At 74.6% G+C, this 26,953-nt stretch carries 22 protein-coding genes; 11 read left to right on the top strand and 11 right to left on the bottom strand.

Annotated features, from left to right (window positions below):
- Window positions 1-18: 18 nt before the first annotated feature.
- The 3 genes from ACIGNX_RS11505 to ACIGNX_RS11495 all read left to right on the top strand — a co-directional run bounded on the left by ACIGNX_RS11505 (window position 19) and on the right by ACIGNX_RS11495 (window position 2,329).
- On the top strand, window positions 19-1,152 hold the full coding sequence (locus ACIGNX_RS11505; protein WP_396539193.1) for a YncE family protein: 1,134 nt from the start codon (window positions 19-21) through the stop codon (window positions 1,150-1,152).
- Window positions 1,153-1,220: 68 nt separating this feature from the next.
- Complete coding sequence (locus ACIGNX_RS11500) at window positions 1,221-1,415, top strand: hypothetical protein (RefSeq protein WP_396538851.1); 195 nt, start codon at window positions 1,221-1,223, stop codon at window positions 1,413-1,415.
- Window positions 1,412-2,329: a bifunctional methylenetetrahydrofolate dehydrogenase/methenyltetrahydrofolate cyclohydrolase gene (locus ACIGNX_RS11495; protein ID WP_396538849.1), complete on the top strand. Its 918-nt coding sequence runs from the start codon at window positions 1,412-1,414 to the stop codon at window positions 2,327-2,329. The genes ACIGNX_RS11500 and ACIGNX_RS11495 overlap by 4 nt, the downstream gene beginning before the upstream one ends.
- Before the next feature lie 2 nt (window positions 2,330-2,331).
- Here ACIGNX_RS11495 and ACIGNX_RS11490 read toward each other — a convergent pair whose 3' ends face one another.
- Window positions 2,332-3,480 (bottom strand): hypothetical protein, encoded by a 1,149-nt coding sequence (locus ACIGNX_RS11490; protein WP_396538847.1) that lies wholly within the window; start codon window positions 3,478-3,480, stop codon window positions 2,332-2,334.
- Window positions 3,481-3,905: 425 nt separating this feature from the next.
- On the opposite strand from ACIGNX_RS11490, the gene ACIGNX_RS11485 reads away from it, so the two are divergent.
- Window positions 3,906-5,483, top strand: coding sequence for a hypothetical protein (locus ACIGNX_RS11485; RefSeq protein WP_396538845.1), 1,578 nt, complete (start codon window positions 3,906-3,908; stop codon window positions 5,481-5,483).
- A gap of 246 nt (window positions 5,484-5,729) precedes the next feature.
- On the opposite strand, the gene ACIGNX_RS11480 is transcribed toward ACIGNX_RS11485, so the two are convergent.
- The 3 genes from ACIGNX_RS11480 to ACIGNX_RS11470 are packed head-to-tail and all read right to left on the bottom strand — an operon-like array spanning window position 5,730 to window position 8,771.
- The gene (locus ACIGNX_RS11480; protein ID WP_396538843.1) at window positions 5,730-6,869 is read right to left on the bottom strand and encodes a mandelate racemase/muconate lactonizing enzyme family protein; all 1,140 of its coding nucleotides are present in this window, start codon (window positions 6,867-6,869) and stop codon (window positions 5,730-5,732) included.
- Window positions 6,870-6,897: 28 nt separating this feature from the next.
- Window positions 6,898-7,857, bottom strand: coding sequence for a 5-dehydro-4-deoxyglucarate dehydratase (gene kdgD, locus ACIGNX_RS11475; protein WP_396538841.1), 960 nt, complete (start codon window positions 7,855-7,857; stop codon window positions 6,898-6,900).
- A gap of 20 nt (window positions 7,858-7,877) precedes the next feature.
- Window positions 7,878-8,771 (bottom strand): LysR substrate-binding domain-containing protein, encoded by an 894-nt coding sequence (locus tag ACIGNX_RS11470; RefSeq protein WP_396538839.1) that lies wholly within the window; start codon window positions 8,769-8,771, stop codon window positions 7,878-7,880.
- Between the two features lie 108 nt (window positions 8,772-8,879).
- Here ACIGNX_RS11470 and ACIGNX_RS11465 point away from each other — a divergent pair, with 108 nt between their 5' ends.
- Window positions 8,880-9,659 carry an endonuclease/exonuclease/phosphatase family protein gene (locus tag ACIGNX_RS11465; protein WP_396538837.1) on the top strand — a complete coding sequence of 260 codons (780 nt, stop codon included), beginning with the start codon at window positions 8,880-8,882 and terminating at the stop codon, window positions 9,657-9,659.
- Here ACIGNX_RS11465 and ACIGNX_RS11460 read toward each other — a convergent pair.
- Window positions 9,647-9,844: a DNA-binding protein gene (locus ACIGNX_RS11460; RefSeq protein ID WP_396538835.1), complete on the bottom strand. Its 198-nt coding sequence runs from the start codon at window positions 9,842-9,844 to the stop codon at window positions 9,647-9,649. The two genes, ACIGNX_RS11465 and ACIGNX_RS11460, sit on opposite strands and share 13 nt — an antisense overlap.
- A 64-nt stretch (window positions 9,845-9,908) precedes the next feature.
- Window positions 9,909-10,964 (bottom strand): lytic polysaccharide monooxygenase, encoded by a 1,056-nt coding sequence (locus ACIGNX_RS11455; RefSeq protein WP_396538833.1) that lies wholly within the window; start codon window positions 10,962-10,964, stop codon window positions 9,909-9,911.
- Between the two features lie 347 nt (window positions 10,965-11,311).
- Between ACIGNX_RS11455 and ACIGNX_RS11450 the strand changes: the two genes are divergently transcribed.
- Window positions 11,312-11,980 (top strand): GNAT family N-acetyltransferase, encoded by a 669-nt coding sequence (locus ACIGNX_RS11450; RefSeq protein ID WP_396538831.1) that lies wholly within the window; start codon window positions 11,312-11,314, stop codon window positions 11,978-11,980.
- Window positions 11,981-11,990: 10 nt separating this feature from the next.
- Here ACIGNX_RS11450 and ACIGNX_RS11445 read toward each other — a convergent pair whose 3' ends face one another.
- Both ACIGNX_RS11445 and ACIGNX_RS11440 read right to left on the bottom strand, forming a co-directional pair.
- Entirely contained in the window at window positions 11,991-13,529 is a 1,539-nt protein-coding gene (locus ACIGNX_RS11445; protein ID WP_396538829.1) for a bifunctional 3-(3-hydroxy-phenyl)propionate/3-hydroxycinnamic acid hydroxylase, read from the bottom strand.
- Window positions 13,511-16,537: a BTAD domain-containing putative transcriptional regulator gene (locus ACIGNX_RS11440; protein ID WP_396538827.1), complete on the bottom strand. Its 3,027-nt coding sequence runs from the start codon at window positions 16,535-16,537 to the stop codon at window positions 13,511-13,513. The genes ACIGNX_RS11445 and ACIGNX_RS11440 overlap by 19 nt, the downstream gene beginning before the upstream one ends.
- A gap of 183 nt (window positions 16,538-16,720) precedes the next feature.
- Here ACIGNX_RS11440 and ACIGNX_RS11435 point away from each other — a divergent pair, with 183 nt between their 5' ends.
- Window positions 16,721-17,374 (top strand): polysaccharide deacetylase family protein, encoded by a 654-nt coding sequence (locus ACIGNX_RS11435; RefSeq protein WP_396538825.1) that lies wholly within the window; start codon window positions 16,721-16,723, stop codon window positions 17,372-17,374.
- Between the two features lie 5 nt (window positions 17,375-17,379).
- Window positions 17,380-18,630: an SGNH/GDSL hydrolase family protein gene (locus ACIGNX_RS11430; protein WP_396538823.1), complete on the top strand. Its 1,251-nt coding sequence runs from the start codon at window positions 17,380-17,382 to the stop codon at window positions 18,628-18,630.
- Between the two features lie 95 nt (window positions 18,631-18,725).
- Here the strand turns inward: ACIGNX_RS11430 and ACIGNX_RS11425 are convergent, their stop codons facing one another.
- Complete coding sequence (locus ACIGNX_RS11425) at window positions 18,726-19,259, bottom strand: hypothetical protein (protein ID WP_396538821.1); 534 nt, start codon at window positions 19,257-19,259, stop codon at window positions 18,726-18,728.
- Between the two features lie 117 nt (window positions 19,260-19,376).
- Here ACIGNX_RS11425 and ACIGNX_RS11420 point away from each other — a divergent pair, with 117 nt between their 5' ends.
- Complete coding sequence (locus tag ACIGNX_RS11420; protein ID WP_396538819.1) at window positions 19,377-19,619, top strand: heavy-metal-associated domain-containing protein; 243 nt, start codon at window positions 19,377-19,379, stop codon at window positions 19,617-19,619.
- A 57-nt stretch (window positions 19,620-19,676) separates the two neighbouring features.
- Here ACIGNX_RS11420 and ACIGNX_RS11415 read toward each other — a convergent pair whose 3' ends face one another.
- Window positions 19,677-21,077 (bottom strand): PLP-dependent aminotransferase family protein, encoded by a 1,401-nt coding sequence (locus tag ACIGNX_RS11415; protein WP_396538817.1) that lies wholly within the window; start codon window positions 21,075-21,077, stop codon window positions 19,677-19,679.
- A gap of 64 nt (window positions 21,078-21,141) precedes the next feature.
- Here ACIGNX_RS11415 and ACIGNX_RS11410 point away from each other — a divergent pair, with 64 nt between their 5' ends.
- Entirely contained in the window at window positions 21,142-22,299 is a 1,158-nt protein-coding gene (locus ACIGNX_RS11410; RefSeq protein ID WP_396538815.1) for a trans-sulfuration enzyme family protein, read from the top strand.
- A 44-nt stretch (window positions 22,300-22,343) separates the two neighbouring features.
- Here ACIGNX_RS11410 and ACIGNX_RS11405 read toward each other — a convergent pair whose 3' ends face one another.
- The gene (locus ACIGNX_RS11405) at window positions 22,344-24,653 is read right to left on the bottom strand and encodes a M4 family metallopeptidase (protein ID WP_396538813.1); all 2,310 of its coding nucleotides are present in this window, start codon (window positions 24,651-24,653) and stop codon (window positions 22,344-22,346) included.
- A 590-nt stretch (window positions 24,654-25,243) separates the two neighbouring features.
- Between ACIGNX_RS11405 and ACIGNX_RS11400 the strand changes: the two genes are divergently transcribed.
- On the top strand, window positions 25,244-26,899 hold the full coding sequence (locus ACIGNX_RS11400) for a sigma-70 family RNA polymerase sigma factor (protein ID WP_396538811.1): 1,656 nt from the start codon (window positions 25,244-25,246) through the stop codon (window positions 26,897-26,899).
- Window positions 26,900-26,953: the final 54 nt, after the last annotated feature.

Below are 26,953 nucleotides of genomic sequence, written 5' to 3'. Positions count from 1 at the left end.
GCGGCGCTGCGTGAGGTGATGTTCGTCGGCAACAACTGGGACGGCACGGCCGACGTGATCGCGTCGAGCGGTGATTTCGCGAGGATCGGCCGGGTGGACGTGATCCCGGACCGGCAGGAGCGGTTGTGGGAGATCTACCTGAACCCGATCAGGTTGGCGTTCTTCCTGGGCATCCGGTCCGGGCCGGGCGAGGGGCACGACCAGTTCGTGGACGACGTGTACACCACTCCGGACGGTCGTGCGGTGGTCGCGTCACGGCCGAGTTTCGCCGACGTGGTGTCGATCGACCTGGCGACGGGTCGGGTGAACTGGCGGTTCCCGGTGTCGGGGTTCCGGTCGGACCACATGGCGGTCTCGCCCGACGGGCGGCGGGTGGCGGTGTCGGCCTCGACGTCGAACACCGTGCACGTGCTGGACATCGTGACGGGTCGGGAGCTGGGGTCGTTCCGCACCGGGGACAAGCCGCACGAGAACGTGTTCACCGACAACGGCCGCTACCTGTGGAACATGTCGATCGGTGAGGTGAACACCGATCTGGACGACCCGGCGTGGGACTTCACCAAGGGCGACCGGCGCATCACGGTGGTGGACGCGACGACGTTCCAGCAGGTGAAGGTGATCGACATGCGGCAGCGGCTGGACGCGTTCGGCCGGTCGGACCTGTCGGACTCGGTGCGGCCGGTGGCGTTCGCGCCGGACGGGTCGGCGCTGTACTTCCAGGTGTCGTTCTTCAACGGGTTCCTGGAGTACGACGTGGCGTCGGACCGGATCACGCGGGTGAAGGAGTTGCCGAAGAACCCGGACACCAGCGAGGACCGCACGACGTGGGTGAACGACTCGCGTCACCACGGCCTGTCGATGAGCCCGGCCGGTGACCGGTTGTGCGTCGCCGGGACGATGGACGACTATGCGGTGGTGGTGGACCGGGCGACGTTGCGGGAGGCCGCTGCGGTGCCGGCGTCGAAGCCGTACTGGGCGACGGTCAGCGGTGACGGGCGCAGTTGCGTGATCTCGGAGAGCGGCGCCGACCGGGTGACGGCGATCGACTTCGCGAGCGGCCGGAAGGTGGTGTCGGTGCCGGTGGGCGACCACCCGCAGCGGGTGCGCCTCGGGCACGTGCCGACCGGCTGGACGGGGCCGGTCACCGGGTGATCCCGGGGTCGTGCGCGACCGGGCCGCGTGCTGTGGCGGCCGCGGCCCGGTCGCGCGATGATCTTCCCGTGACCGGGAGCCTGTGGGACGCGACGCCGGCCGACCTGCTGCCGGGGTCGGTGTCGGCCGCGGTGCGGGGCGCGCGGGCGAACGTGGCGCTGGTGGACGACGCGGCGGAGCTGACCGCGAGACTGGACGCCGTGCGCCGGGCCGCCGTGACCGCGCACGCCCGCATCGACGGCACCCCGGAGGAACGCAGATGACCGCCCGCACGATCGACCCGGCCGACCTCGCCGAGACCATCCGCGCCGAGATCCGCGCCGACCTGGCGACGATCCCGGAGCGCCTGACCGTCGTCGGGTTCCTGGTCGACGGTGACCGGCCGGCGCGGACCTACGCCGAGTACACCCGGCGGGCGTGCGCCGAGGTGGGCATCGAGTTCGACCTGCGCACGCCCCGGGCGGACGACGTGGAGGCGGCCGTGCGGGACGCGGGCGCCGACGACGGCGTGCACGGCGTGTTCGTGTACTACCCGGTCCGCGACCCGGAGCGGGACCGCTGGTTGCGGGAGCTGGTCGACCCGCGCAAGGACGTGGAGGGCCTGCACTCGTTCTGGAGCCGCTGCCTGTACGAGAACCGGCGGTTCGTCGACGACGCCGGCACGCGGCGGGCGGTCCTGCCGTGCACCCCGCTGGCCGTGATGAAGCTGCTGGGCGAGGCGGGCGCGTTCCGCGGGTCGGGTGACACGCCGTTGGCGTCGGTGAAGGCGTGCGTGTTCAACCGCAGCGACGTCGTGGGCCGCCCGTTGGCGGCGATGCTGGCCAACGACGGCGCGGAGGTGGTCTCGTTCGACGTGTCGGGGTCGTTGGCGTTCCGGCACGCGCCGGGCATCCAGGGCCACCACGTGGACGCGGTCGAGGTGGACCGCGCCACCGCGCTGGCGGAGGCCGACGTGGTCGTGACCGGGGTCCCGTCGCGTGAGTTCCCGCTGGTGCGGGCGGAGGAGATCAAGCCGGGCGCGGTGTGCGTGAACTTCTCGACGCTGAAGAACTTCGCCGACGACGTCGTGGACCGCGCGTCGGTGTTCGTGCCGCGGGTGGGTTCGATGACGGTGACGATGGCGATGCGCAACGCCGTCCGGCTCTACCGCAACGCCCACCCCGCGCCCGGTTCCTGACCTCACCGGCCCAAGGTGGTGGTGACCGGGGTCCAGAGGGTGGGCCTGGTGGTGCTGTCCGTGCCGGTGGTGTGGCCGACCACGACGCCGTGGTCGTTGATCGCGACCGGCATGCTGTAGTGGCCGGTGGGCGGGTCGAGGTAGGTGACCCGGCCCTCGCGCCACAGGAACCCGCGGGGCGTGGCGGACTCGCCGGAGGCGACCCAGCCGACGACGTCGCCGCGTTCGTTGATCGCCACGGCCTCGGACGGCCCGGGCACGCCGAGGTCGACCTGCTTGCCGCCGGCGGGCCACAGCACGGCCCGCGGGGTGCCGTCGGCGTCGGCGGCCCAGCCGACGGTGTCGCCGCGTTCGTTGAGCGCTTCCTCGCCGTGGGCGACGCGGCCGTTGTCCGACAGCACGGTGGCCGTGTCGCCTTCCCAGCGCAGGGCGACCGTGCCGCGGTTGCCGACGACGACCCCGGTCTCGTTGACGGCCTCGGGGGTGTAGGAGCCGTAGCCGGGGGAGCCGCCCAGTCGCGTGCAGGTGCCGGCCGCGCAGCGGACGGCGGCGAAGTCCTGGGCGGCGAAGGAGGCGTAGCCGCCGGCCACGACACCGGCGTCGTTGATCGCGTACACCCACAGCTCCGGCCCGGACGGCGACAGCTCGGTGTGCCGGCCGTCCTGCCACACGGCGACGCGGTCGTGGTCGGTGCGGGTGGCGGAGATCGAGTAGTTCACCGGCACCGCGCCGCTGTCGTTGATCGCCGGCGCGTAGGCCCACGCCGCGTCGGCCGGTGTGACGGCCGTGCGCCTGCCGTCGGTCCAGATCCACGGCTTGTGCCGGTAGGGGGTGGTCGGCGCGCGGAGTTCCAGGCCGAGCACCTGGCCGCGCTCGTTGACGTCCGCCGCCAGCCCCGGGCCGAGGTCGGTCGCGCCGCCGCGGGGCGACCACAGCACGGCGTGCGGTGCCAGGTCGCCGCCCTGCGCGCTGCCGACGACCTGGCCGAGGTCGTTGATCCCGACGACGTAGTGGTCGGGGAAGCCCGCGAGCCGGGACAGCTCGACCGGGACCATCCCGGGCGGGGCCGCGGCGACCGCGGCGGGCGTCGACCCCAGGGGGAGGATCGCCGCCAGCGCCAACACGGCCAGCGACGCGCGTAACTCGGGCATGATCGCTCCGTTGCGAGGATGTCCTTGCGGTGGTTCTGGATCGATCAAAACGGTAACTCCGCCGCGTCGGCGGCGGTGTCGGCCGGACAGCGCAATCCTCGACTCCGGCCGGGGTCGCGTGATCCGGTCCTGGGTGCCGGGTCGGCTCCCGTCGTTTCGGCGCGTATTTTCCCGAATTCACCCACGTGACCCGTCGTTGACGTTGCGGAATCGAGCCATTACCTTCGGTCGGCAGGTCCGACTCACTTTCGACAGCGTGCCGCCAACCGCCGCCTCCATTTGTCGGCAACCACCGTTCCGTCCCGGTCGCCCCCTGTTCACCAGCGTGAACGATGTCATCCTCGTGAACCGCGCCGGTCCGGCCGAATCGGGTTGCCGACCACCCGATAAGCGAATCGGAGGCAAATGTGAACAAGCACGGAAGAGTGGCGTCGCTCGTCGCCGCGGCGAGCGGGGCGCTGTTCGCCGCGGCGCTCCTCGTAGTGCCCTCCGCGTCGGCCGCCGCGGTGTTCGCCGACGATTTCGAGGACGGCGACTCCACCGGCTGGAGCACCAGCGGCGGCAGCTGGTCGGTCGTGCCCGACGGCTCCCGCGCCTGGCGGCAGTCCGGTACCGGCTCCGACGCCAGGGCACTGGCCGGCACCACGTGGACCGACCAGTCGGTGCAGGTCCGCGTCAAGCCGACCGGGTTCAACGGCGGCGACCGGCACGTCGCCGTGACCGCCCGCGCGCAGAACACCGGCAACTACTACTACCTCGGCCTGACCGGCGCGGGCGGCGCCGTGCTCGGCAAGCGGGTCGGCGGCGGGTTCACCACCCTGGCCACCGCGCCCGCCACCGTGACCCTCGGCTCCTGGCACACCGTCCGGCTGGAGGTCTTCGGCAGCACCCTGCGCGGCTTCGTCGACGGCACGCCCCTGCTCAGCGCCGGCGACACCACGTTCGGCAGCGGCCGGATCGGCCTGGCCACCCACTACGCCGCCGCCACGTTCGACGACGTGGTCGTCACCGACGTGCCCGGCCCGGGCGACCCCACCGGCACCACCACCACGACGACGACCGCGCAGCAACCGGGCTCCTGCGCCACCTCCGGCCGCCCGATCGGGTTCGCCTCGGTCGCCGCGTGGGGGCAGAGCGGCACCACCGGCGGCGCGGGCGGACCCACCGTCGAGGTCGACACGGCCGCCGAGTTCCTCGCCGCCATCGCCCGGACCGGGCCGTTGAACATCTGCGTGCGCGGCATGATCGCCCTGCCCGGACCCATGCACGACGTCACCTCGGACAAGACGATCGTCGGCATCGGCTCGGCCTCCGGGTTCACCGGCGGCGGCCTCAACATCGGCCTGCCCGTCTCCGACACCACCACACCGCCCGCCGACGCCGTGCACAACGTCGTCGTGCGCAACCTCGTCTTCCGCGACTGGGCCGACGACGCCGTCAACGTGCAGATGTTCTCCCACCACGTGTGGATCGACCACAACGACATGTCCCGCGGCCACGACGGCGCCATCGACATCAAGCGCGGCTCCGGCCACGTCACCGTCTCCTGGAACCACACCCACCACCACACCAAGAACATGCTGCTGGGCCACGACGACGGCAACGCCGCCCAGGACGTCGGCCGGCTCAAGGTCACCTACCACCACAACTGGTTCGACCGCACCCCGCAGCGCAACCCCCGCGTCCGGTTCGGCGAGCCGGTCCACGTGTTCAACAACTACTACCTCTACAACACCGACGTCGGCGTCGCCTGCCAGGCGGACTCCGGCTGCGTGGTCGAGGGCAACTACTTCGAGGACGTCGAGGAACCCGTGAGCAACAGCTACGCCGGCCCCACCGGGCGGTGCGTCGCCCGGGACAACGTCTTCGCGGGCGAGTCCGGGCAGCCCGACTGCGGCGGCACCGTGCAGGAGCCCGGCGACTACTACGCCTACACCCTGGACGACCCGACCACCGTCAAGGCCGTCGTCACCGCCGGCGCCGGCGTGGGCAAGATCGGCTGACCCCCGCGTGTGTCGAACCCCCGCGCCCCGTGTGTCGAACCTCCAGGACCGGTGTGTCGAACCTCCAGGACCGGTGTGTCGAACGTTCGGGACCCCCGAGTCGCACGTCCGGGACGCAGCCGGGCCGTCCCGGGTGGACGCGGATGTGGAGTTCGGGGGGCCGAACGTTCGACACGCCGGGCGCGGGCGTTCGACACACGGGACCTGGAGGTTCGACACACGGGACCTGGGGGTTCGACACACCGGTCAGGAGGGCGGGGTGGTGGCGGTGGAGGTGGCGGTGGTCCAGGAGCGGGCGCGGTCGGTCAGGGTGACGCCCAGGCCCGGCCGGTCCGACAGGTGCATCCGGCCGTCCCGGATCTCCAGCCGCTCCTCGAACAGCGGGTGCAGCCAGTCGAAGTGCTCCACCCACGGCTCGCGCGGGTAGGCGGCGGCGAGGTGGACGTGGACCTCCATCGCGAAGTGCGGCGCGAGCTGCAGGTGGTGGTGATCGGCCAGCGCGGCCAACCTGAGGAACTGGGTGATGCCGCCGACCCGGGGCGCGTCCGGCTGCAGCACGTCCACCGCCCCCGCCCGGATCAGCTCGTAGTGCTCCGCCACGCTCGTCAGCATCTCCCCGGACGCCACCGCCGTGGTCAGCGCACGCGCCAGGTCCGCGTGCCCCACCACGTCGTAGGCGTCCAAGGGCTCCTCGATCCACACCAGGTCGAACTCCTCCAACGCCCGACCCACCCGCATCGCCGTCGGGCGGTCCCACTGCTGGTTGGCGTCGACCATCAACGGCACCCCGTCGCCCAGGTGCTCGCGCACCGCCGCGACCCGCCGCAGGTCCTCGGCCGAGTCCGGCAACCCGACCTTGATCTTGACCCCGCCCACGCCCGAGCCCAGCACCCGGTCGGCGTTGTCCTTGATCCGCTCCACGCCCTCGTGCAGGAACCCGCCCGAGGTGTCGTAGCAGCGCACCGAGTCGCGGTGCGCGCCCAGCAGCTTCGCCAGCGGCAGACCCGCGCGCTTGGCCTTGAGGTCCCACAACGCGATGTCGAACGCCGCCAACGCCTGCGTGGCCGCGCCGCTGCGCCCCACCGACGCGCCCGCCCACACCAGCTTCGTCCACAACCGGCCGATGTCGTTGGGGTCCTCGCCGACCAGCTCCGGCGCGACCTCGCGGGCGTGCGCGAACTGCGCCGGCCCGCCCGCGCGCTTGGAGTAGCCGAACCCCACCCCCTCCAGCCCTGCCTCGGTGCGCACCTCGGCGAACAGCACCGCCACCTCGGTCATCGGCCGCTGCCTGCCGGTGAACACCTTGGCGTCGCTGATCCCCGTCGGCAGCGGCAGCCGCACCGACGACACCGTCACCGACTCGATCCGGTCGGAACTGGCGGACATCGCACTCCTTCGCCTCGCGGGGTAACGGTCAGGCGACCCGCCGGACCAGCTCGCCCAGCCGGGCCCGCTCGTCGTCGGTCAGGTCGCTCAACGGCGGACGCACCCGGCCGCCGTCCCGGCCGACCGCCGTCAACCCGGCCTTCACGATCGACACCGCGTACCCCCGCGCCCGGTCGCGGAGGTCGACGTAGGGGATGACGAAGTCGACCAGCATGCGGTACACCGCCACCCGGTCCTGCGCCCGCACCGCCGCGTGGAACCGCAGCGCGAACTCCGGCACGAAGTTGAACAACGCCGACGAGTACGTGCTCACGCCGAGCTGCAACAGCGGCAGCGCGAACGTCTCCGCGGTCGGCAACCCGCCGATGTAGACCAACCGGTCGCCGACACGGGCGTAGGTGCGCGTCAACCGCTCGACGTCGCCCACACCGTCCTTCAATCCGATCAGGTTCGGGTTGCGGTCGACCAGCTCCGCGACCGCCGCGTCCCCCAGCACGGCGTTGGCCCGGTTGTAGACGACCACCCCGAGCCCGGTCGCCCGGCACACCGCGTCGACGTGCCCGACCAGCCCCCGCTGGCTCGCCTCGGTCAGGTACGGCGGGAACAGCAGCACCCCGGACGCGCCGGCGGCCTCCGCGGCCCGCGCCTGCGCCACCGCCGTGGCCGTCGCACCCGTCGCCGGCGCGATCACCGGCACCCGGTCGCCCACCTCGTCCACGGCCACGCGCACCACCCGGTCGACCTCCGCCGGCGTCAGCGAGAACCCCTCGCCCGTGCCGCCCGCGGCGAACAGCCCGGCCACGTCGAACCCCGCCTGCCAGGCCAGGTGCTCGCGGTAGCGGGCCTCGTCGAACCGCAGGTCGGCGTCGAAGTGGGTGACCGGGAAGGAGAGCAACCCGGAGGCGAGTCGGTCGGCGAGAACGGCTGGGTGCGTCACGACCCCACCGTATGGACCAGCCGCGATGCGTGTCCAAGAGCTGTTCGGCATCGCGTGATACCGCCACGGCATCACGCGAACGGCGTGCGGCCCTCCAACACGCCCAACGTCCGCCACAGCGCCGGGTTCGCCGACGCGCGCAACCACAGCAGGTGCAGCTCCACCGGCCGCGGCGCCTCCGTCCGCAGGCCGACGAACGCCACCCCGTCGATGCGCAACCGCGCCGCCGACTCCGGCACGAACGCGATCCCCCGCCCCGCCGCCACCAGCCACAGCATCGTGAGCACCTGGCCCACCGTGTGCACGGTGTTCTCCGACGCCACCGGCACCGTCCGCACCACCAGGTCGTAGAAGTACCGGGCGTCGGTGGGGGAGTGCATGATGACCGGCTCCCGCGCCACGTCCGCCGCCGTCGCCGCACGACCCAGCCCCGCCAACCGGTGCCCGGACGGCACCGCGACCAGCAACCCCTCCCGGTACAGCGGGCGCGACCCGAACGTCGAGTCGTCGAACGGCGGCCGACCCAACCCCAGGTCGATCTCCTCGTTCACCAACCCCGCCACCTGCTCGCGCGTCACCAGCTCGACCAGCTCCACGTCCACCCCCGGCAGGTGCGCGGCCACCTCGTCCAGCAGCCGGCCGAGGATCCCGTACGCCGCCGCCGCGGTGAACCCCACCCGCACCACGCCGCTGGACCCGGACGACACCCGCCGGGCCAGCTCCGGCGCGCTGTCGGCCAGCGACAGCAACCGCCGCGCCTCCACCAGGAACACCGCGCCCGCCGCCGTCAGCGTCACCCGCCGGTTGTCCCGGACCAGCAACCGCGCGCCCACCGCCCGCTCCAGCTTCTGGACCTGCCGGCTCAGCGGCGGCTGCGTCATCGCCAACCGGGAGGCCGCCCGGCCGAAGTGCAGCTCCTCGGCGACCGCCACGAACCCCCGCAGCTGCTCCAGCGTGAACGCCATGCCGCGAAGGTATCAACGCCCCCTCGGCCATGCCCGGTGCGCACACCCCGAAGTCGCGACCGCCCCGGCGGTACGGCCCACGCCCGGCCGGGTGTGAGCATGGTCGGCATGGCCTCCCCGCGCCGAACCACCGGCCTCCTCCTGGCCGCGTCCCTGCTCTGCGCCTCCCCGGCGGTCCCCGCCGCGGCCGCCGCGACGTTCACGGTCCTGCAGCTGAACCTGTGCAACAGCGGTGTCGCCGGCTGCTACCAGAACGGCCTGGCCGTCGACGAGGCCGTCACCGTCATCGGGCGCCGCCTGCCCGACGTCGTGTCGGTCAACGAGGTCTGCCTGTCCGACCTGCCCCGCCTGACCGCCGCCGTCGGCGCCACCGCCGAGTACGGCTTCGCCCACGTCGGCAACCGGTCCACCGGCGGCGACTACCAGTGCACCGCCGGCCGGGGCGCGTACGGCAGCGGCGTCATCGTCAAGGAGGGCATCAGGACCACCGACCACGGCACCTACACCGCGCAGGACGGCGGCAACGAGATCCGCGCCTGGGCCTGCGCTCTCGGCGAGGTGCGCGGCTTCACCGCCTGCACCACCCACCTGAGCACGACCGGCACGACCGCCCTGGCCCAGTGCCGCGAACTCCTGCCCGCCATCGCGCTGGCGCACGACCCGACCGGCTCGCCGACGACCCGGCACGTCGTCGCGGGGGACCTGAACCTGCGCTACAGCCCCGGGTCCGCGACCAACGCGCAGAACTGCGTGCCGTCGGGCTGGTTCCGCAAGGGCGACGGCGACGTGCAGCACGTCACCGCCCGCACGCTGACCTTCGTGTCCACCCAGACCTACCCGATGTACCGCACGGACCACCCGGCGTTCGTGGTCAACTACGCGTTCTGACCGCCCGACCGCGCCCGCAGGGCCTCGCGCAGCACGCGGACCGCCTTCGGCCCGACGCCGTGCAACGCCGGCAGTTCCGCGTCGCCCAAGCGCGCGACCTGGTCCAGGGTCGTCACGCCGGTCGCGGCCAGCGCCCGCGTGGCGGGCCGTCCGATGCCGGCGGGCAGGTCCGGGTTCGTCGTCACGCCCCCATCCCACCACGGCCCGCCCGCCGACGTGGGTCACGCCGGCGGGCGGGCGCCGCCGCGATCAGCTCGCGGTGCAGCTCAGCGTCGGGGCGCCGAGCGTTCCCGAGGCGACGAAGCCGAACGTGGTGCTCGCACCGGCCGCCACGGACCCGTTGTAGTTGACGTTGCGCGCCGTCACCGACGTGCCGCTCGTGGTCGCCGCGGCGCTCCAGATCGAGTTGATCCGCTCGCCGTTGGCGAAGGTCCACGTCACCGCCCAGCCCGTGATGGCCGCCGAACCCGCCGTCACCCGCACCTCCGCCTGGAAACCGCCCGACCACTGCGACGTGGTCCGCAGCGTCGCCGAGCAGCCGCGCGAAGGCACGTCGGTGGTCGTCGTGGTCGTCGTGGTGGTGGTCGTCGTCGTCGTGGTGGTGGGCGTGGTGGTCGTCGTCTGCTGCCCGCCGTCGGTGAAGTTGACGTCGCTGCAGAAGTAGTACGACTGGTCCAGGTGGCTGGCCTGCCACACCGTGTAGATGATGTGGTGACCGGTGCGGCCGGGCGCGTTCACCTCGACCGGCGTGGTCGTGCCGGTCGGGATGCGACCGGTCTGGCCCACCAGCTCCAGGTCGCTCCAGCGCAGCTTCTGCGTCTTCGGGTCGAAGCCCTGCTTGGTGGCGTAGATCCGCATGTAGTCCGCGCCGTGCGAGGACTGGTCGTGCAGGTTCAGGGTGAACCGGCTCGGCCGGTCGACCGTCTTCCAGTTGCCCGGCTCGTCGAACGCGGCGTAACGGCCGTTCTGCGTCAGGCCCGCGCTGCACAGCTGCCCGTCCGGGACCGCCGCCTGGTGGTTGCCCGCCACGCCCTCGCGGAACAGGCCGTTCCAGTTGTACATCGCCGACGGGTCGGCCTGCCACGCCTTGTAGCACATGGGGTCCTCGGTGGCCGTCTGCTGCGTCGGGCCGTTGGGCCAGCGCTGGTAGCAGGCGTACTGGCGCGCCGGCGGGTCGCTCACCGCGCCGTGGGCGGACGCCGTGCCCGCGCCGAAGGTCACCAGCAGGGTCGTCAGCAGCGCCAGGCACGCGCCGAGCACCGCCGACACCCGCCACAACGCGCCGGGACGGGACGGCAGCCGCACGGCCAGGACCCCTCGCGGCAGGGTGGGAGCGCTCCCAGAACGGTGAAGCATGTGGACCGCCAAATCTTCGTTGATCGACGAGGTGGACAACCGGAAACGCCGACGCGGAACACGCGCGGCGGGGCTGAGCACGACCTCCCGCACTTTCTGGGAGCGCTCCCAGCGCAGTCAGTGTCGGCAGCCCGCGGAACGTCCTGCATCGGCCGTTCGAGTGATGTTGCGCAAATCGTCCGATCGGCCGGTGTGGGCGTGGGGGAACCGGGGGTAGCCCGGCCGCTGTTCGGGGCCTTGCGCGCCACCCGGCGACGGGTGGTGGGCCTCCGCCTTACTGCCATAGGGTTGCGACAATGACGAGCACGATCGACGCGGACCTCGAAGACCTGGTCCGCCGCTGGGAACGCGGCTGGAGCACCTGCCGCGGCTGGATCCGCCCCCGCGAGGCCGGCGACGCCCTGCACCTGCTCCAGGACCGGCCGGGCCGCCACCGGGAGATCGTCGCCCTGCGCCCGGACCTGCCGGCCGGCCTGCGCGCCCTGGCCGACGAGGCCGCCTCCGCCCGGGAGGCCACCTGGCTGACCGTCCCCACCACCCGGCCCGACGCGGTGGAGGACGTGCTCGGGCACGCCGGCCTGCACGTCAAGCCCGCCCGCGAGTGGCTGATGACCCGCTCCCTGGTCGACCACCCGCGCCGCGCCCTGCCTGGGGACTACCGCGCCACCGTCTCCGCCGCGGAGTTCCTCACCGTGCGGGTCCGGCACGACCCCGACGAGCCCGCCGCGAGCGGCCAGGCCGCCGTCACCGCCGGGGACGCCGTCTTCGACCGGATCGAGACCGCCCGGCCCCACCGCCGCCGCGGCCTCGGCAGCGTCGTCATGGGCACCCTGGCGGAGGAGGCCGTCGCCCGCGGCGCGCGGCACGGCCTCCTCGTCGCCAGCGCCGGCGGCCGCGCCCTCTACACCCGCCTGGGCTGGCGGACGCGCGCCGCGGTCGTGATCGCCACCAACCAACCCGGGTGACCGGGCCCGGTCACCCGGGCGACGCGACGGTCCGCAGCGGGCCGCCCGGCTCGACGACCGGGCCCAGCGAGTACACGAACCGGTCCGGCCGCAGCACCGCCACCCGCGCGCCGTGCCGGGCGAACCACGCGGTCAGCACCCCGTCCACGTCGACCACCGACGCCACCTGCGACGTCGCCTCGGCCGGGTCGCGCAGCACCCGGACGAACCGGGCGGGCGGGCCCTGCCACCCCGTCGCCGTGCCGCGGTCCACCCCCGGCCCGATCACGGTGAACTCCGCGCCCAGCACCGAGTCCAGCGGCCGCGGGTCCGGCGAACCCGGCACCGCCACCCGCGGCTGCGGGAACATCGTGCCGACCGCGCCGCGCCGCCTCCCACCCGCCAGCACGCCCCGCCGCAGCGCCGGCAGCGGCTTGAACTCGAAGTGCCGCACGAAGCGCCGCACCCTCGGCACGGTCTGCACCGCCCGCAGCACGGCGTCGCGCGCCGCCGCGGCGAACCGGCGGCGCACCAGGAAGACCCGACCGAGGCGCACGCTCGTCGCCGCCATCTCCTCCACGTGCGGCCGCCGCTCCACCTCGTAGCTGTCCAGCAGCGACTCCTCGGCGTGACCCGCCAGCACCAGGTGCAGCTTCCACGTCAGGTTCGCCGCGTCCCGCAACCCGCTGCACAGCCCCTGCCCCAGGAACGGCGGCATCTGGTGCGCCGCGTCCCCGAGCAGGAACACCCGCCCCGACCGCCAGCGCGTCGCGACCAGCCGGTGGAACGCGTACACGGTCGCCCTGGTGACCTCGAACCGCGCCGGGTCCACGTAGGGGGCGACGAGCCGGGCGACGGTCCCGGGCGCGGTCATCCCCTCGGCGGTCTCGCCCGGGCGCAGCATGAACTCCAGCCGGTAGGTGCCCGGCGCCCCCGGCGACACGAACGCCGGACGACGCCAGTCGCACACGAACCGGGTCGTCGGCACCCGCACCGCCCCCGGTTCGACCGTGCCGGACACCGCGAGCCACGGCTCGGCGTAGGACGACCCCGACAACCCGATCCCCGCCGCCGCCCGCGTGGCGCTGCGCGCGCCGTCGCACCCCAGCACGTACCGGGCGCGCACCGCGCTCCGCTCACCCGTCCGCACGTCGCGCAGCACCACCTCCCCGTCGTCCAGCTCCACCAGCTCGACCCCGGTCCGCAGCGCCACGTGCGGGAACCGGTCCAGGCCCGCCCGCAGCGCCGCCTCCAGCCGCGGCTGGTCGAAGAAGTGCAGCGGCGCCGCGCCCAGCCCGAAGTCGATCTCGTCCAGCGCGATCGTCGCGAACGGCCGCCCGTTCGCGCCCACGTACTCGACGGTCGAGGGCCGGTGCATGTCCCGGGCCACCCCGAGCCCGGCCCGCTGGTAGATCCGCAGCGCCTCGTCGTCGCACGAGAACGCCCGAGGCTGCCCGTGCGGCCCGGTGGACCGCTCCACGACCAGCGTGCGCACACCGTGCAGGCCCAACAGGTTCGCGGTCACCGCGCCGACGGGACCGCACCCCACAACTACGACGTCGAACTCCATGCGCCCAGCTCACCGGCACGCCGTGGAAACCGCGTGGAGGCCGCCTCCACGCGGTCCGCCAGCAACCGCGCGCCCTGCGCGGCGGCCAGCTCCGCCGCCGCGGCCAGCCCGGCCGCGTCACCCGCGGCGAGGGCGCGGACGCGGCGCAGCTCCGCCGCCAGCACCCGCTCCCCGGTGGCCTCCGCCAGCGCCAACCCGTCCTCGGCCAGCCGCCGCGCCTCGGCGGGACGCCCCGCGACCAGGCACGCGTCGGCCATCGCGGCGGTCGTGATCGTGCGGGTCGACCGCAGGCCCAGCCGGTAGATCCCCTCGCCCGCGGACAGCATCGCCTCCACCCCGCCCCGCCCGCCGCGCACGGCCGCCCACCGGGCCACGAAGTCCCCGGTCGTCACGAAGTGCCGCATGCCCTGCCGCTCGCCGATCTCCCGGCAGCGCCGGGCCGCCTCGCCGCCCAGCTCCACGTCCTGCTCCTGCAGCGCCAACCAGGCGGTGAACAGGGCGGCGTTGGCCCGCCCGTACGGGTCGTCGGCCCGGTCGGCCAGGTCCCGGGCGGCGGCGAGGTCGGACCGCGCCGCCACGCCGTCACCCCGCAGCGACCGCACCAGCGCCCGGAAGTTGTACGGCGACAACGTGGGCGTGCGGCCCGCCTGGCCGACGAGCCGCCGCGGGCCGAGGTCGCGCAGGCGCTCCGCGGCCGCGCCCAGGTCCGCGTCGGCCTCCGCGAGGCGGCCGGTGAAGTAGCCGACCACGCCGAGCAGGTAGTGCCCGGCGGCGTGGACCAGGCCCTCGCCGCCCACCAGCCGCCGCGCCAGGTCCGCCGCGAGCGCGAACTCCGCCCGGTTGCACGCCAACTCGCCCAACGCCCACAGCGCGGGCCGCGGATCGGTGTCGACGTGCGGCAGCAGCGCCCGGGCACGGGCCGCGGCGCGCTCCACGGCGTCGCTGCCCACCCCGACGGTGATCTGCAGCAGCGCCACGCGGCGCAGGTGCACGTCCAGCTCCCGAGCGGGGGAGGGGCCCAGCAGCGCGGCGGCCCGGTCGAGGTGCGCCAACGCGTCCTCGTAGGCCAACCGCAGCGTGGCGTCCTCGGCCGCGGCCAACGTCCACCGCAGGTGGTCCTCCCCGCGGCCCAGGCCCACCGCCTGCCCGTAGTGGTGCGCCAGCTCCGCCCGCGTCAGCACGTCCACGCCCGCGTCGGCCAGCCGGGCGTGCAGCGCGGCCCGGCGCGGCGGCGCGAGGTCGGCGTAGGCGGCCTGCGCGAACAGCGGGTGCCGGAACCGCACCACCCCCGGACCGGCCTCCGCGACCAGGTGCGCCGCGCCGGGGCGCGCGAGCAGGGGCGCCACGTCGACCCCGGCCGCCCGCGCCAGCACGTGCAGGCCCAGGTCGCGGCCGGCGACGGCGAGCAGGTCGAGGCAGTCGCGGGTGGCGTCGTCCAGGGCGTTGAGGCGCACGCGGACGGTGTCGCGCACGCCCGGCGGCGGCTCGCCCCCGGCCGGGTCCGCCGAGCTGAGCAGCTCGGTGATGAAGAACGGGTTGCCGCCGGTGCGCTCGACCAACCCGTGCACCAGGCCGGGCGACGGCTCCACCCCGCTCCGGCGCACGAGGTCCGCGACGGCGCCCGCGTCCAGACCGGCCGGGCGCACCTGCCGGAAACCGGGCGCGCGGGCGAGGTCCGCGAGCGCCGCGACCAGGTCCGGGTCGTGCTCGTAGGGCCGCAGCGTGGCCACGACCAGCGTCCGGCCGGTGTGGACGGTGGTGCTCAGGAAGCGCAGCAGCAGCAACGAGTCCCGGTCGGCGGCGTGCAGGTCGTCCAGCACGACGACCAGCCCGGCGGGCGCGGCGACGGCCCGCACCAGGTCCGCGACGGCCTCGTAGGTGCGGAACCGGGCCGCCGGGTCGACACCGGAATCGGCGAGGGGCCCGTCGGCGAACCCGGCCAGCGCCGCCGCGCGCCCGGCCGCCCCCGCCCGCGGCGACGCGACCAGCGCCCGCACCACCTGCGCCCACAACCAGAACGGCGGTGCCTGCCCGAGGTCGGGACAACGCCCCCACACCACGGGCACCCCCGCCGCAGCGGCCCGCTCGCCGACGGCCCGCGCGAGGCTGGTCTTCCCGATGCCGGCCTCACCGACCACCGCCACCACCCGACCCGAGTCGAGCGACGCGGCCAACAGGTCGTCCAGGACGGCCAACTCGGCGACCCGCCCGACGAGCCCGGCACCGCCCGCCGGCGCGCCCCGGCCCGGCCGCGCGGGCCCGGACACCGCCGACGGCGGCGGCACGTCGTGGTCCAGGACGCGGCGATGCGCCTCGCGCAGCTCCGCGCCCGGCTCGACCCCGTACTCCTCGACCAGCAGCCGGCGGCCCTCGGCGTACACGGCCAGCGCCTCGGCCTGCCGACCCGCCCGGTACAGCGCCAGCATCAACCGCGCGCGGGCGGTCTCGCGTTCCGGGTGGGCCGCGACGAACCGGCGCAGCTCCGCCACCGGGGCGTGCCCCGCCGCCACGGCCGCCGCGAACCGGCCCTCCTCGGCCGACACCCTCGCCTCCGCCAACCGCTCGAACTCCGGCCGCACGGCGGCGACGTCCGCCGGGTCACCCCGCCACAGCGCCAGCGCGTCCGCGTACAGACCCTCCGCCACCACCGGGTCGGTCGCCTCCCCGGCCCCCCGCACCAGGTCGGTGAACTCCACGAAGTCGATCGCCCCCGGCGGCACGCGCAGCTCGTACCCGCCCGGGTGGTTGCGCACCAGCCCGCCGGACGCCCGCGCCCGCCGGTCCGGTTCCAGCGCGCGGCGCAACCCGGCGACGTAGGTGCGCAGCGTGACCTCGGCACTGGCGGGCGGCCGCCCGTCCCACAGCGCGTCGACCAGCCAGTCCGCGCTGCAGGGCCGGTTGTGCCGCACCAGCAGCAGCACCAGCAGCCGCTGCTGCTTCGGCCCGCCCACCGCCACCGGCAGGCCGTCGCGCGTCACGCGCAACGGCCCCAGCACCCCGAACCGCAACGGCGATACCCCCTGGCAGCGAGGGCAACAGCCTACCCGCCGCCCCGCGCGCCCGACGGCCGTCGCGGCACGGCCAGTTGAGACTCGAAACATCCGCGAAACGTCTGGTAGGCGGGTTGATCGCGCGCTGATAGTGGTCAGCGCTCGTCCGACGGAAGGGGTTCCGCGATGCGGTGGAGAACCGTGCTGTTGACCACTGGCCTGCTGCTCGGCCTCGGTTCGGCGCCGGCAGGCGCGGCCGAACCGGTGATCGTCGACTCCACCCGGCACGGCGGCCGCACCGTCGCGTTCACCTTCGACGACGGACCCAACCCGGCCGACACCCCGCGCCTGCTCGACGTGCTGCGCCGCCACCACGTCAAGGCCGTGTTCTGCCTGTGGGGCGACTACGTCGAGGCCAACCCGCGGCTGGTCCGCGAGATCGTCGCCGGCGGGCACACCCTGTGCAACCACACCATGCACCACGACGACATGGCCACGTGGACGCCCGAGCGCGTCGAGGCCGACCTGCGGCAGACCAGCGCCGCCATCCACCGCGCCGCGCCGGGCGCGCCGATCCGCTACTTCCGCGCGCCCTACGGCAGCTGGGGGCAGACCCCGGTGGTCGCGGCGAAGCTCGGCATGACCCCCCTCGGCTGGAAGCTCGCCATCGGCGACTGGGAACCGCCGGGCGTGGACGAACTGGTGCGCCGGGTCAAGGACGGCCTGACCGACGGGGCCGTGGTCCTCATGCACGACGGCCCGAACGACCGCGGCCAGACCGTGGACGCGGTCGCCCGGCTCATCCCCGAACTGCGCGCCGACGGCTGGCGCTTCGAACGACCGGCCCGGAGGTGAGCGGGGTGAAGCGCGCCACGACGGCGGCCCTGACCGCCCTGCTGCTCCTGCTGCCCGCGACGGCCTCCGCCGCGCCCAAGGCGACCTGGGTCGGCGCGTGGGCCACGTCCCCCACCACCGTGCCCGCCTCGGACACCACGTCGTTCGAGGACCAGACCCTGCGCCAGGTCGTGCACCTGAGCGCGGGCGGCGACACCGTCCGCGTGCGGCTGTCCAACGAGTTCGGCACCCAGCCGCTCGTGATCGGCGAGGCCCACGTCGCCCGCCGCGCCGGCTCCGGCTCCGCGATCGCGGCGGCCACCGACCGCCGGCTGACCTTCGGCGGCCGCGCGTCGGCCACCCTGCCACCCGGCACGCCGCTGCTCAGCGACCCCGTGGCGCTGCCCGTGACCGCCGACTCCGACCTCGTCGTCAGCGTCCACCTGCCGCGGCGCACCCCCGGCACCACCGTGCACGCCTTCCCGTACCAGGACGGCTACCTCGCCGACGGCAACGTCACCGGCCGCGCGGAGATCACCCCGACCGCCGTGCTGGGCAAGTGGCACTTCCTCACCGGCGTCAGCGTCACGGGCAGGCGCGGGTCGACCGTGGTGGCCTTCGGCGACTCCATCACCGACGGCGCCGAGACCACCCGCAACGCCAACCGGCGCTGGCCCGACGTCCTGGCCCGCCGCTTCCAGGCCGAGCGCGGCCTGCGCGACCTGGGCGTGGTCAACGCCGGCATCAGCGGCAACCGGCTGCTGCACGACCCGAACCCGCCCGCCGGGCACCCGGCCGAGGGCTACGCGGCCTACTTCGGGCAGGCCGCCCTGCGCCGCTTCGACCGCGACGTGCTGGCCCAGCCCGGCGTCGGGCACGTCGTGGTGCTGCTCGGCGTCAACGACCTCGGCCACCCCGGCACGAGCGCGCCGCCGTCGGAGAAGGTGGGCGCCCAGGACATCATCGACGCGCACCGGCAGCTCATCGCCCGCGCCCACGCCCAGGGCGTCCGCGCCTACGGCGGCACGATCACGCCGTTCCGCGACGACACCTTCGGGTTCTTCAGCCCTGAGAACGAAGCCGCCCGCCAGACCGTCAACCGGTGGATCCGCACCGGCGGCGAGTACGACGGCGTGATCGACTTCGACCGCGCCGTCCGCGACCCCGGCCGGCCCGACCGCCTGTTGCCCGCCTACGACAGCGGCGACCACCTGCACCCGAACGACGCCGGCATGGCCGCGATGGCCGCCGCCGTACCGCTGCGCCTGTTCCGGTGACCGACCGCGGGGCCGCCTACGACACCGGGCGGCCCCGCCCCCCTCATGGGGTCACCTCGCCGGGCCACCTCACCGGGCGAGCCCACCGCACGGCCTCACCGCGCGGCCGAGGAAGCCCGGGGCAGCGGGCCCACGTCCGACCGCCTCCCGGGGCGCAGCGCCGCGTGCCGCTGCCCCGGACCCGGGCCGCGCCGCCCGGCCAGCGCGTCGGCCACCGCACCCGCCGCGAACGCGTACACGGTCTTGTGGAGCACGTCGACCACCAGTTCGGACCGCGGCCACGTCTGCGGCGGCGCGCCCACCCCGGTGGCGTTCTCCAGGATCTGGTCGCTGGTCAACCGCACCACCGTGAACATGGCCGACGCCACCGGGCCGCGAACACCCGCGTTGGCCATCAGCGAGCGCACCACACCGAGCACCGCGCCCTGCCCGAAGTGCATCCCCAGGTTCAACGCGCGCGGCTGCCGCCCCGGCCGCTCGGGCAGCCCCGCCAGGCGGGCCAGCACCCTGGCGGGCACGTGGGAGTCCGGTCTGCCGGTCAGCCGCTGCTCGACCTTCTCCACGACCGTCATGACCGCCGCCCCGGCGAAACCGGCGACGAGACCCTGGCCCAGCGCACGCGTCAACATGCCCGCCGAGTACCCGCCACGGGACAGGGCAACCAGGGAGAGGTCGTGCGCCGGAACGCCCTGTTAGGGTCGGATTCATACCCCGGCAGGGTATGGAACCGGAGGAGTGGGAACCGCATGTCCGACAGGAACGACGCGCTGTCCGACGAGGCGCAGCAGACCGGGCTCGAGTTCGTGGTCAAGGGGATGACGTGCGAAGGGTGCGCGGCGACCGTGACCAACGCGGCCCGGCGGGTGTCCGGGGTCACCCGGGTCAAGCTCGACCTCGACGCGGCCACGCTGCGCGTCGTGGGCTCGACCGACGTCGAGGCGATCACCGCGGCCGTCAAGGACGCCGGGTACGTGCTCGAACGCGTCTGAGCCCCGGCCGGCGCCACCGCGGCCACGGTGGCGCCGGACCGACCGCCGGATCGACCGCTAGACCGACATCGACGGCACGAGCGGACGACGGCCCGGCTCCGCGCCGAACACCCGCCACGCGGCGGCCAGCGCCGCCACCGCCGCGTCGACCACCGGCGGTGCGGCGGTGAACGGCACCCGCAGCCGGTCGGCGCTGCCACCGGTCGGGTCGAGCGACCCGCCGGGCAGCACCGCCACCCCGTGCCGCAACGCCACCTGCGCGTACGACGCGGCGTCCACCCCGGGCAGCCGCACCCACAGCGTCTGACCGCCCGCGGCCGGCTCGAACTCCCACTCCGGCAGCTCCGCGCGCAGCCGCGCGCACAGGTGGTCGTGCTGCCGCCGCAACGCGGTGACCCGCTCCGACCGCACCGCGGCGAAGTCCGCCAGCAGCTCCACCGCCGTCACCTGGTCGAGCACCGCGCTGCCCAGGTCGTGCACCGCCTTGAACCGCGCCAACCGCGCGACCAGCGCCGCGTCCGCCCGCACCCAGCCGACCCGCAGGCCGCCCCACACCACCTTGCTCAACGACCCCACGGTGATCACGCCGGGCGTGGGCGGCGCCACCGGCGCGCCGGTCAGGTCCAGCTCGGCCAGCACCTCGTCGAACACCAGCGGCACGTCACCGACCGACCGCACCAGCCGGGCCCGCTCCAACGGGCTCAGCGAGGTGCCCGTCGGATTGCGGAACGCGGGCATCGCGTACACCAGCGCGGGCGCGCACCGGCCCACCGCGCCCGCCAGGTCCCGGTCCGCCCGGACCACCGCGCCGACCTCGCGGAACAGGTCCAGCGCGCCGGGGTAGGTGGGCGCCTCCACCAGCACCACGTCACCCGGCCGCACCAGCGCCCGCGTCAGCAGCGCCAACGCCTGCTGCGCCCCGGTCGTCACCAGGACCTGACCGGGTGCGGTCGGCACGCCCAGCTCGTCGTACCGGGCGGCCAGCGCGGCCCGCAGCGCCGGGTGCCCGGACGGGTGGTAGCCGAGGCCCTCGCCGCCCAACCGCTCCACCGCCCGCCGCTGGGCGCCCACCAGCCGCGCCGACGGCTCCGTCGGCCCGGCGCAGGCGAACTGCAGCACGCCGTCGGGTGGCTCCAGCAGGTTCACGAACATCGGGTTCGCCGTCTCCGCCCGGGCCGCCGCCGCGCCACCGCCCGGCGACACCCACGTGCCGCTGCCGCGCCGCCGGGCCACCCGGCCCTCCTGCCGCAACAGGTCGTAGGCGGCGATCACGGTCGTCCGGCCCACCGCCAGCCCCGACGCCAACGCCCGGTCCGGCGGCAGCACCGTCCCCGCGGGCAGCAGCCCCTCGTCGATCAGCTCGCGCAGCCGCGCGGCGAGCAGCAGGTACAGCGAACCGCGCCCGGCCGACCAGCGCCCGAGCCGCCCCGCCAGGTCGTCCACGGAGATCGGGTTCATGATGGGACCAATCTAGGGGAATTGGACCTGACGGCGAACCACTTCGTGAACCATGCTCGCCGGCATGAAGCCCGACACCCGCGTCGTCCACACCCCGGCGCCCGTCCCGACCAGCACACCCCTGTCCGTCCCGCTGTACCAGACCTCCGGCTTCGCGTTCGACGATCCCGACGCCTTCGCCGACGGCATGACCAGGCCGGACGGCGCGTTCGTGTACACGCGGTTCGGCAACCCGACCGTCCGGGCCCTGGAGGACGCCGTCGCCGCGCTCGAAGGCGGCACGGCCGCGCTGGCCACCTCGTCCGGCATGGGCGCGATCAACGCCGTGCTGCTCGCCGCCCTGGGCGCGGGCGACCACGTGATCGCGCAACGCGCCCTCTACGGCGGCACGCTCGCGCTCCTGCGCGACTTGGCGCAGCGCTGGGGCGTCGAGGTCACCTACGTCGGCGGCCACGACCCGGAGGAGGTCCGGGCCGCGCTGCGACCCCGGACCCGGGTGCTCTACCTGGAGACCATCGCCAACCCGACCGGCCACGTCAGCGACCTGCCCGCGGTGAGCGCCGCCGCGGGCGACGACGTGCTCGTGGTCGTGGACAACACCTTCGCCTCACCGCTGCTGTGCCGGCCCGTCGAGCACGGCGCCGACGTCGTCGTCCACTCCACCACCAAGTACCTCGGCGGGCACAGCGACGTGACCGGCGGCGTCGCCGTCTTCGCCGACGACGCCCGGTACCGCGAGACCTGGCGGCACTCGGTCGAGCTGGGCGTCACCCCGGACCCGTTCGCGGCCTGGCTCACCGTCCGCGGCCTGCGCACCCTCGCGCTGCGCGTCCGCAGGCACGAGGAGAACGCCGCCGTCCTCGCCCGGCGGCTGGCCGACCACCCCGCGGTGCGCGTGGTGCACTGGCCGGGCCTGGACACCCACCCCAGCCACGCCGTCGCCGCCCGGCTGCTGGGCGGCTTCGGCAGCACGTTCTCGTTCGACCTGGCCGACGCCGAGGCCGGCCGCGCGTTCGTCACCGGCCTGGACCTGGTCCGGCTCGCGCCCTCGCTCGGCGGCACCGAGACGCTCGTGCTGCACCCCGCCGCCACCTCCCACCGGCAGCTCGACGACGCGCAGCTGGCCGCCGCCGGCATCACCGGCGGCACGATCCGGCTGTCGGTCGGCATCGAGGACGCCGACGACCTGTGGGAGGACATCGCCGGGGCGCTGGCGCGCTGAGAACGGGTGGCCGCCACGACGGCGACCACCCGTTCCGCGGCGGATCAGCAGGCGCCCTCGTCCCGCCACACGGCCCACGAGCCGGCCGCGCCGGGCTCCGCGCCGGTGGAGTACCAGGTGGACGTCCACCGGTGCGCGTTGTGCGACACCACGTCGTTCGGCGCGTACGCCCTCGTCGCGCTCCACGGGGTCAGCCCGGCGCAACCGCCCGGCGTGCCCTCCCGCACGGTCAGCGTGAAGGTGACCGAGTGCGACACCGCCGGCCCCGACCCGGTGACCGTGACGGGGTAGGTGCCCGCCGGCGTGGTCGGCGACGTGGTGATCGTCAGCCGCGACGACTCACCGGACGCCAGCGTGGCCGGCTCGAACGCCGCCGTCGCGCCCGCGGGCAGCCCGGACGCCGACAGGCTGACCTTCTGCGACGCGCCCGCCGTGGTCGCGGTGGCGACCGAGGACGTCACCGCGCCGCCGGGGTCCACCGAACCGGCGGTCGGGTCCAGCGCGAGGGTGAAGTCGTCCGTCGGCGGCTCGCCGCCGCTCACCGTGAGCTGGTAGGTCACCGTGTGGGTCGCCGACCCCGCGCCGCGCACGGTGATCGGGTACGTGCCGGGGGCGACGTCCGCCGCCGTCGTCACCGTCATGGCGGAGGTCCCGCCCGAGGTCACCGACGCCGGCGCGAACTGCACCGCCACGCCCGCCGGCTGGCCCGCGGCGCTCAGGGCCACGGCCTGCGGGTCACCGGACGTGGTGGTCGTGCGCACGGTCGACTGCGCCTTCCCACCGGCCCGCACCGAGCCCGACGCCGGGTCCAGCGCCAGGCTGAAGTCGCCCTCGGGCACGGGGGCGCACGTCGGCTCGCCAGCCTGGGCGGGCAGGCTGATCGCGTTCCACGCCGCCTTGACCGCCGCGAACTGCCGGCACGTCGGGTCGAGGTTCTTCGCCGCCGTCAGGGTCGCGACCCGGTAGCGGAAGTGCGTCATGCCCGAGGTCTTGAGCAGCATGGCGTTGTAGAACACCCGGCCCGCGGCCCGGATGCCGATGCCGGTCACGGTCGAGCCGTCGCACGTCGGGCTCGCCGCCGAACCCTCGGCCAGCAGGTGGAACCAGTGGTTGAGCGGCCCGGCCGCCGCGTGGACCTCCGTGTTCGGGATCGAGCTGGACCAGCAGTTCGGGTGCCCGACGGCCGCCGGGTTCGCCATGTTCCGGATCGGGCCGCGCCCGACCAGGTTGATCGACTCGCCGACCAGGTAGTCCGGCGTGTCGAACGGCGCGGGCTCGTTGGCGTACGCCTCGGTCAGCGCGCCGAAGATGTCACCGGTGGCCTCGCCCAGCCCGGCCTCGCGGCCCGCGCCGCCCGGCGTGTACTGGTCGACGGCGTGCCCGTGCTCGTGCGCCACCACGTCCATGGACGCGATCCACTGGTTGGCGTTGTTGTGGCCGATCTCGATCTGCTGCCCGGTCCAGTAGGCGTTGACCGCGTCGAGGCCGACCTTGACCGTGACACCGCGGCCGTTGCCGTCGATGCCGTTGCGGCCCAGCCAGCTCTTCATCATGTCCCACTGCTTCTGCGTGGACCACAGCACGTCCGCGCAGCCGGTCTCCTTGCTGGTCGCGTTGCCGTTGCCGAAGGAATTCGTCGACTTGGTGAACGGCGCGTTGGTCGCGTAGTCCACGCACCGCAGGCCCGGCCGGGTGTCGTCCACCGTGCTGTTGTTCGAGGTGTCGATCGACAGCGGGTTCGGCCCGTTCCACTGGCTGGTCCCCGAACCCGCCCGCACGTCGTCCACGGTGTCCTCGACCACGCCGGTGCGCGCGTTCACGTAGACGTGCAGGCGGCTCGGCACGCCGTCCTTCCGGCCCGCGACGACGGTTTCGTAGACGAGCGTGCCGTGCCCGCCCGCCAGCACGGAGAGCGTCGTGCCCTCCACCCGGTCCACCGCGGACAGCCGCGTGCGGGCCACGGCCGCGGCCTGCGCGGGGGAGAGGGTCGGTGTGGTGTCGACCGCGAGCCCGCCTACGGGGGCGGCGACGGTGTCCAGCACCGCGCCGGACGCGTCGGTGGCCACGACGGCGTCACCGTTGACGACCGGGAGGCCCTGGTAGGTGCGGTCGTAGGAGACGTAGAACAGGTCCCTCCGGCCGGGCACGCCGCCCTGGTAGACCGTCCGCCTCCGGAACTGCTCCTGCGGCCCCTTCGCCAGGGCGTCCAGCCCCGACGCGGCGGCCCGGTCGGCCGAGGCGACCGCGAGCGACAGGGGGCTCGCCGGCTCCGGCGGCGCCGCGTGGGCGTCGACCACCTGGACGGACAGCGCCGCCAGGCACGCGACGAGGTATGCGCCGATTCTGCGTTTCACGCCAACTCCTCAGGCATGCAGGGAAATCCCGAGTGGCGGCCTCATGGACAACTCAGTGTCTAGTGCCTCGGCGCGTTCCCATCGAGGGTTGACCGTTGCCGGCGAAAATGGCGGGAATTATTGCCCATAACATCACCCACATCCCCCCGGCATTATGCCGCCAATGGCGCGCGCGGCATTCCGGTGGAAATGCGACAAAATTGGCGCGCGACCCGGGTCGGCCGGTCCGGGGCGCACCGCCGCGGCCCGGCTCGGCCGCCTGGACGGCACGGCCGGCCCCGACCCGCCGACGAGGCCGGCGGTCGTCGGCTCCCGCGCCGACCCGTCAGCGCCGCACCGGGCCGCGGCGGAAGTGGCCGAAGAGGGGTTAACGGCCCACCCGCCCATACGTTACGCACGGGTTCTTCGTCCATTCGGGTTGCCGAAGTCCCGTCGCGCGTCGGGTCGCCCCGGTGCTGCCGGGCGGGCCCGCGAATGGTGAGGTCGGGTCGGTTGGGCCGTAGGGGTGCATCGGTGGGACCGACCGCCACCGGGTTCTATATGGTCCGCGTGGAATCGCTCACCTAACGTGCTGGGGAGGTAGCCGTCCGGTGATCGGGCATCCCGACGAGCGCGACCTGGAGCGGTGGGCGAGCGCGGACCTGACCGCGCTGCGCGACGACCTGGACGAGGCGCTCACCGCCGACACCGGCCCGTCGGGCGGGTCGCGGTCGGCGCGGCCACCGTCGGACGCCGAGCTGATCGACGCCGTGCGGGGCGGTCGCATCCACGCCTACGGCCAGCTGTTCGAGCGGCACGTGCGCGCGGCCCGCAACTTCGCCCGGCAGCTGGCGTGGTCCGACGCCGAGGCCGAGGACCTGGTGTCGGACGCCTTCGCCAGGGTGCTCGACACGCTGCGCGCGGGCGGCGGCCCCGACTCGGCGTTCCGCGCCTACCTGCTGACCGCCGTGCGGCACACCGCCTACGACAAGACCCGGCGCGACAAGAAGCTCAAGCTGGCCGACGACGTGGAGGCCGTCTCGGGCGTCGAGAAGGTCACCACGGTGCCGTTCCACGACCCGGCCGTGGCTACGCTGGAGCGGTCGCTGGCGTCCCGGGCGTTCGCCAGCCTGCCCGAGCGGTGGCAGACCGTGCTGTGGCAGACCGAGATCGAGGGCCAGTCGGCGTCGGAGCTGGCCAAGCTGCTCGGCTTGACGGCCAACGGCGCGTCGGCCCTGGCCTACCGGGCCCGCGAGGGCCTCAAGACCGCCTACCTCCAGGCGCACCTGGCGCACAACCCCACCAGCCGCTGCCGCGCCACCGTCCTCAAGCTCGCCGCCTGGACCAGGGGCGTGCTCACCAAGCGGGAGACCGCCCAGGTCGAGGCCCACCTGGACGAGTGCGCGGACTGCCGGGCGATGGCCGCCGAGCTGGCCGATGTCAACGGCACGATGCGCGCCGTCGTCGCACCGCTGGTGCTCGGCGCGGGCGTGACCGGCTACCTCGCCGGCACCGCCAAGGTCGCCGGCGTGGCGGCGAACTCGGCCACCACGGCGGCGCAGTGGCTCGGCATGGCGGCCTCGGCCACGGCGGTGGTGGCGGCCGTGGCGCTCGGGGTCAACACCGGGCAGGGGGTGGTCGTGCCGACGGTCGAGGCGCAGTCGCCCGCGACCGCGCTGGACGCCACCTCCGCGGTCGACCCGGGAACGTCGTCCGTGCCGGTCACGACGGCGAACGGCGCGCCGGCGACCACCACCCCGGGAACCGCCGCGGGACGACCCGCCCCGGAACCCCTCGGCGTCACCACCACGACCACCGCACCCGAAGCGACCCCGCCACCGCCACCGCCACCGCCCGTGCCCGACGTGCCGGACGGGTTCACCATGTCCACCGGAGGGCCGCCCGTCGACCTGCCGGTGACCGTCCACAACCCCGGCCCGACGCCGCTCGCCCCCGCCACGCTGGTGCTGTCCCTGCCCGAGGGGGTGCAGGTGGTCGGCGCGGGCAACGACAAGCTGCGCGGCAAGCCGCTCGTCGGGTTCGACGGCGCGGCCCAGCGAACGGTCGGCTGCCCGCCGGGCAAGGGCACGGTGACGTGCACGGCGGACGCCGGTGTGCCCGCCGGCGGGTCGGTGACCTTCGTGTTCCGGGTGCACGCGGGCCCCAGGGCGGTCGGCGGCACGGTCCGCGGCACCCTCACGGCCGGGTCGGGGCAGCCCGTGCCCGTCGAGTTCCCGCTGGTGGTCACGCCGAAGAAGGCCGGGTGAGGGCACCGTCACCGGTTGCCCGCCGGGCGACGGGGAACCCGGTGGGTGCGCCCC

It is taken from the genome of Actinosynnema sp. NPDC053489, assembly GCF_044544865.1.
GTDB lineage: Bacteria > Actinomycetota > Actinomycetes > Mycobacteriales > Pseudonocardiaceae > Actinosynnema.
Note: the sequence above shows the minus strand (reverse complement) of the source record. Positions and strands in the feature narration are given on the sequence as shown.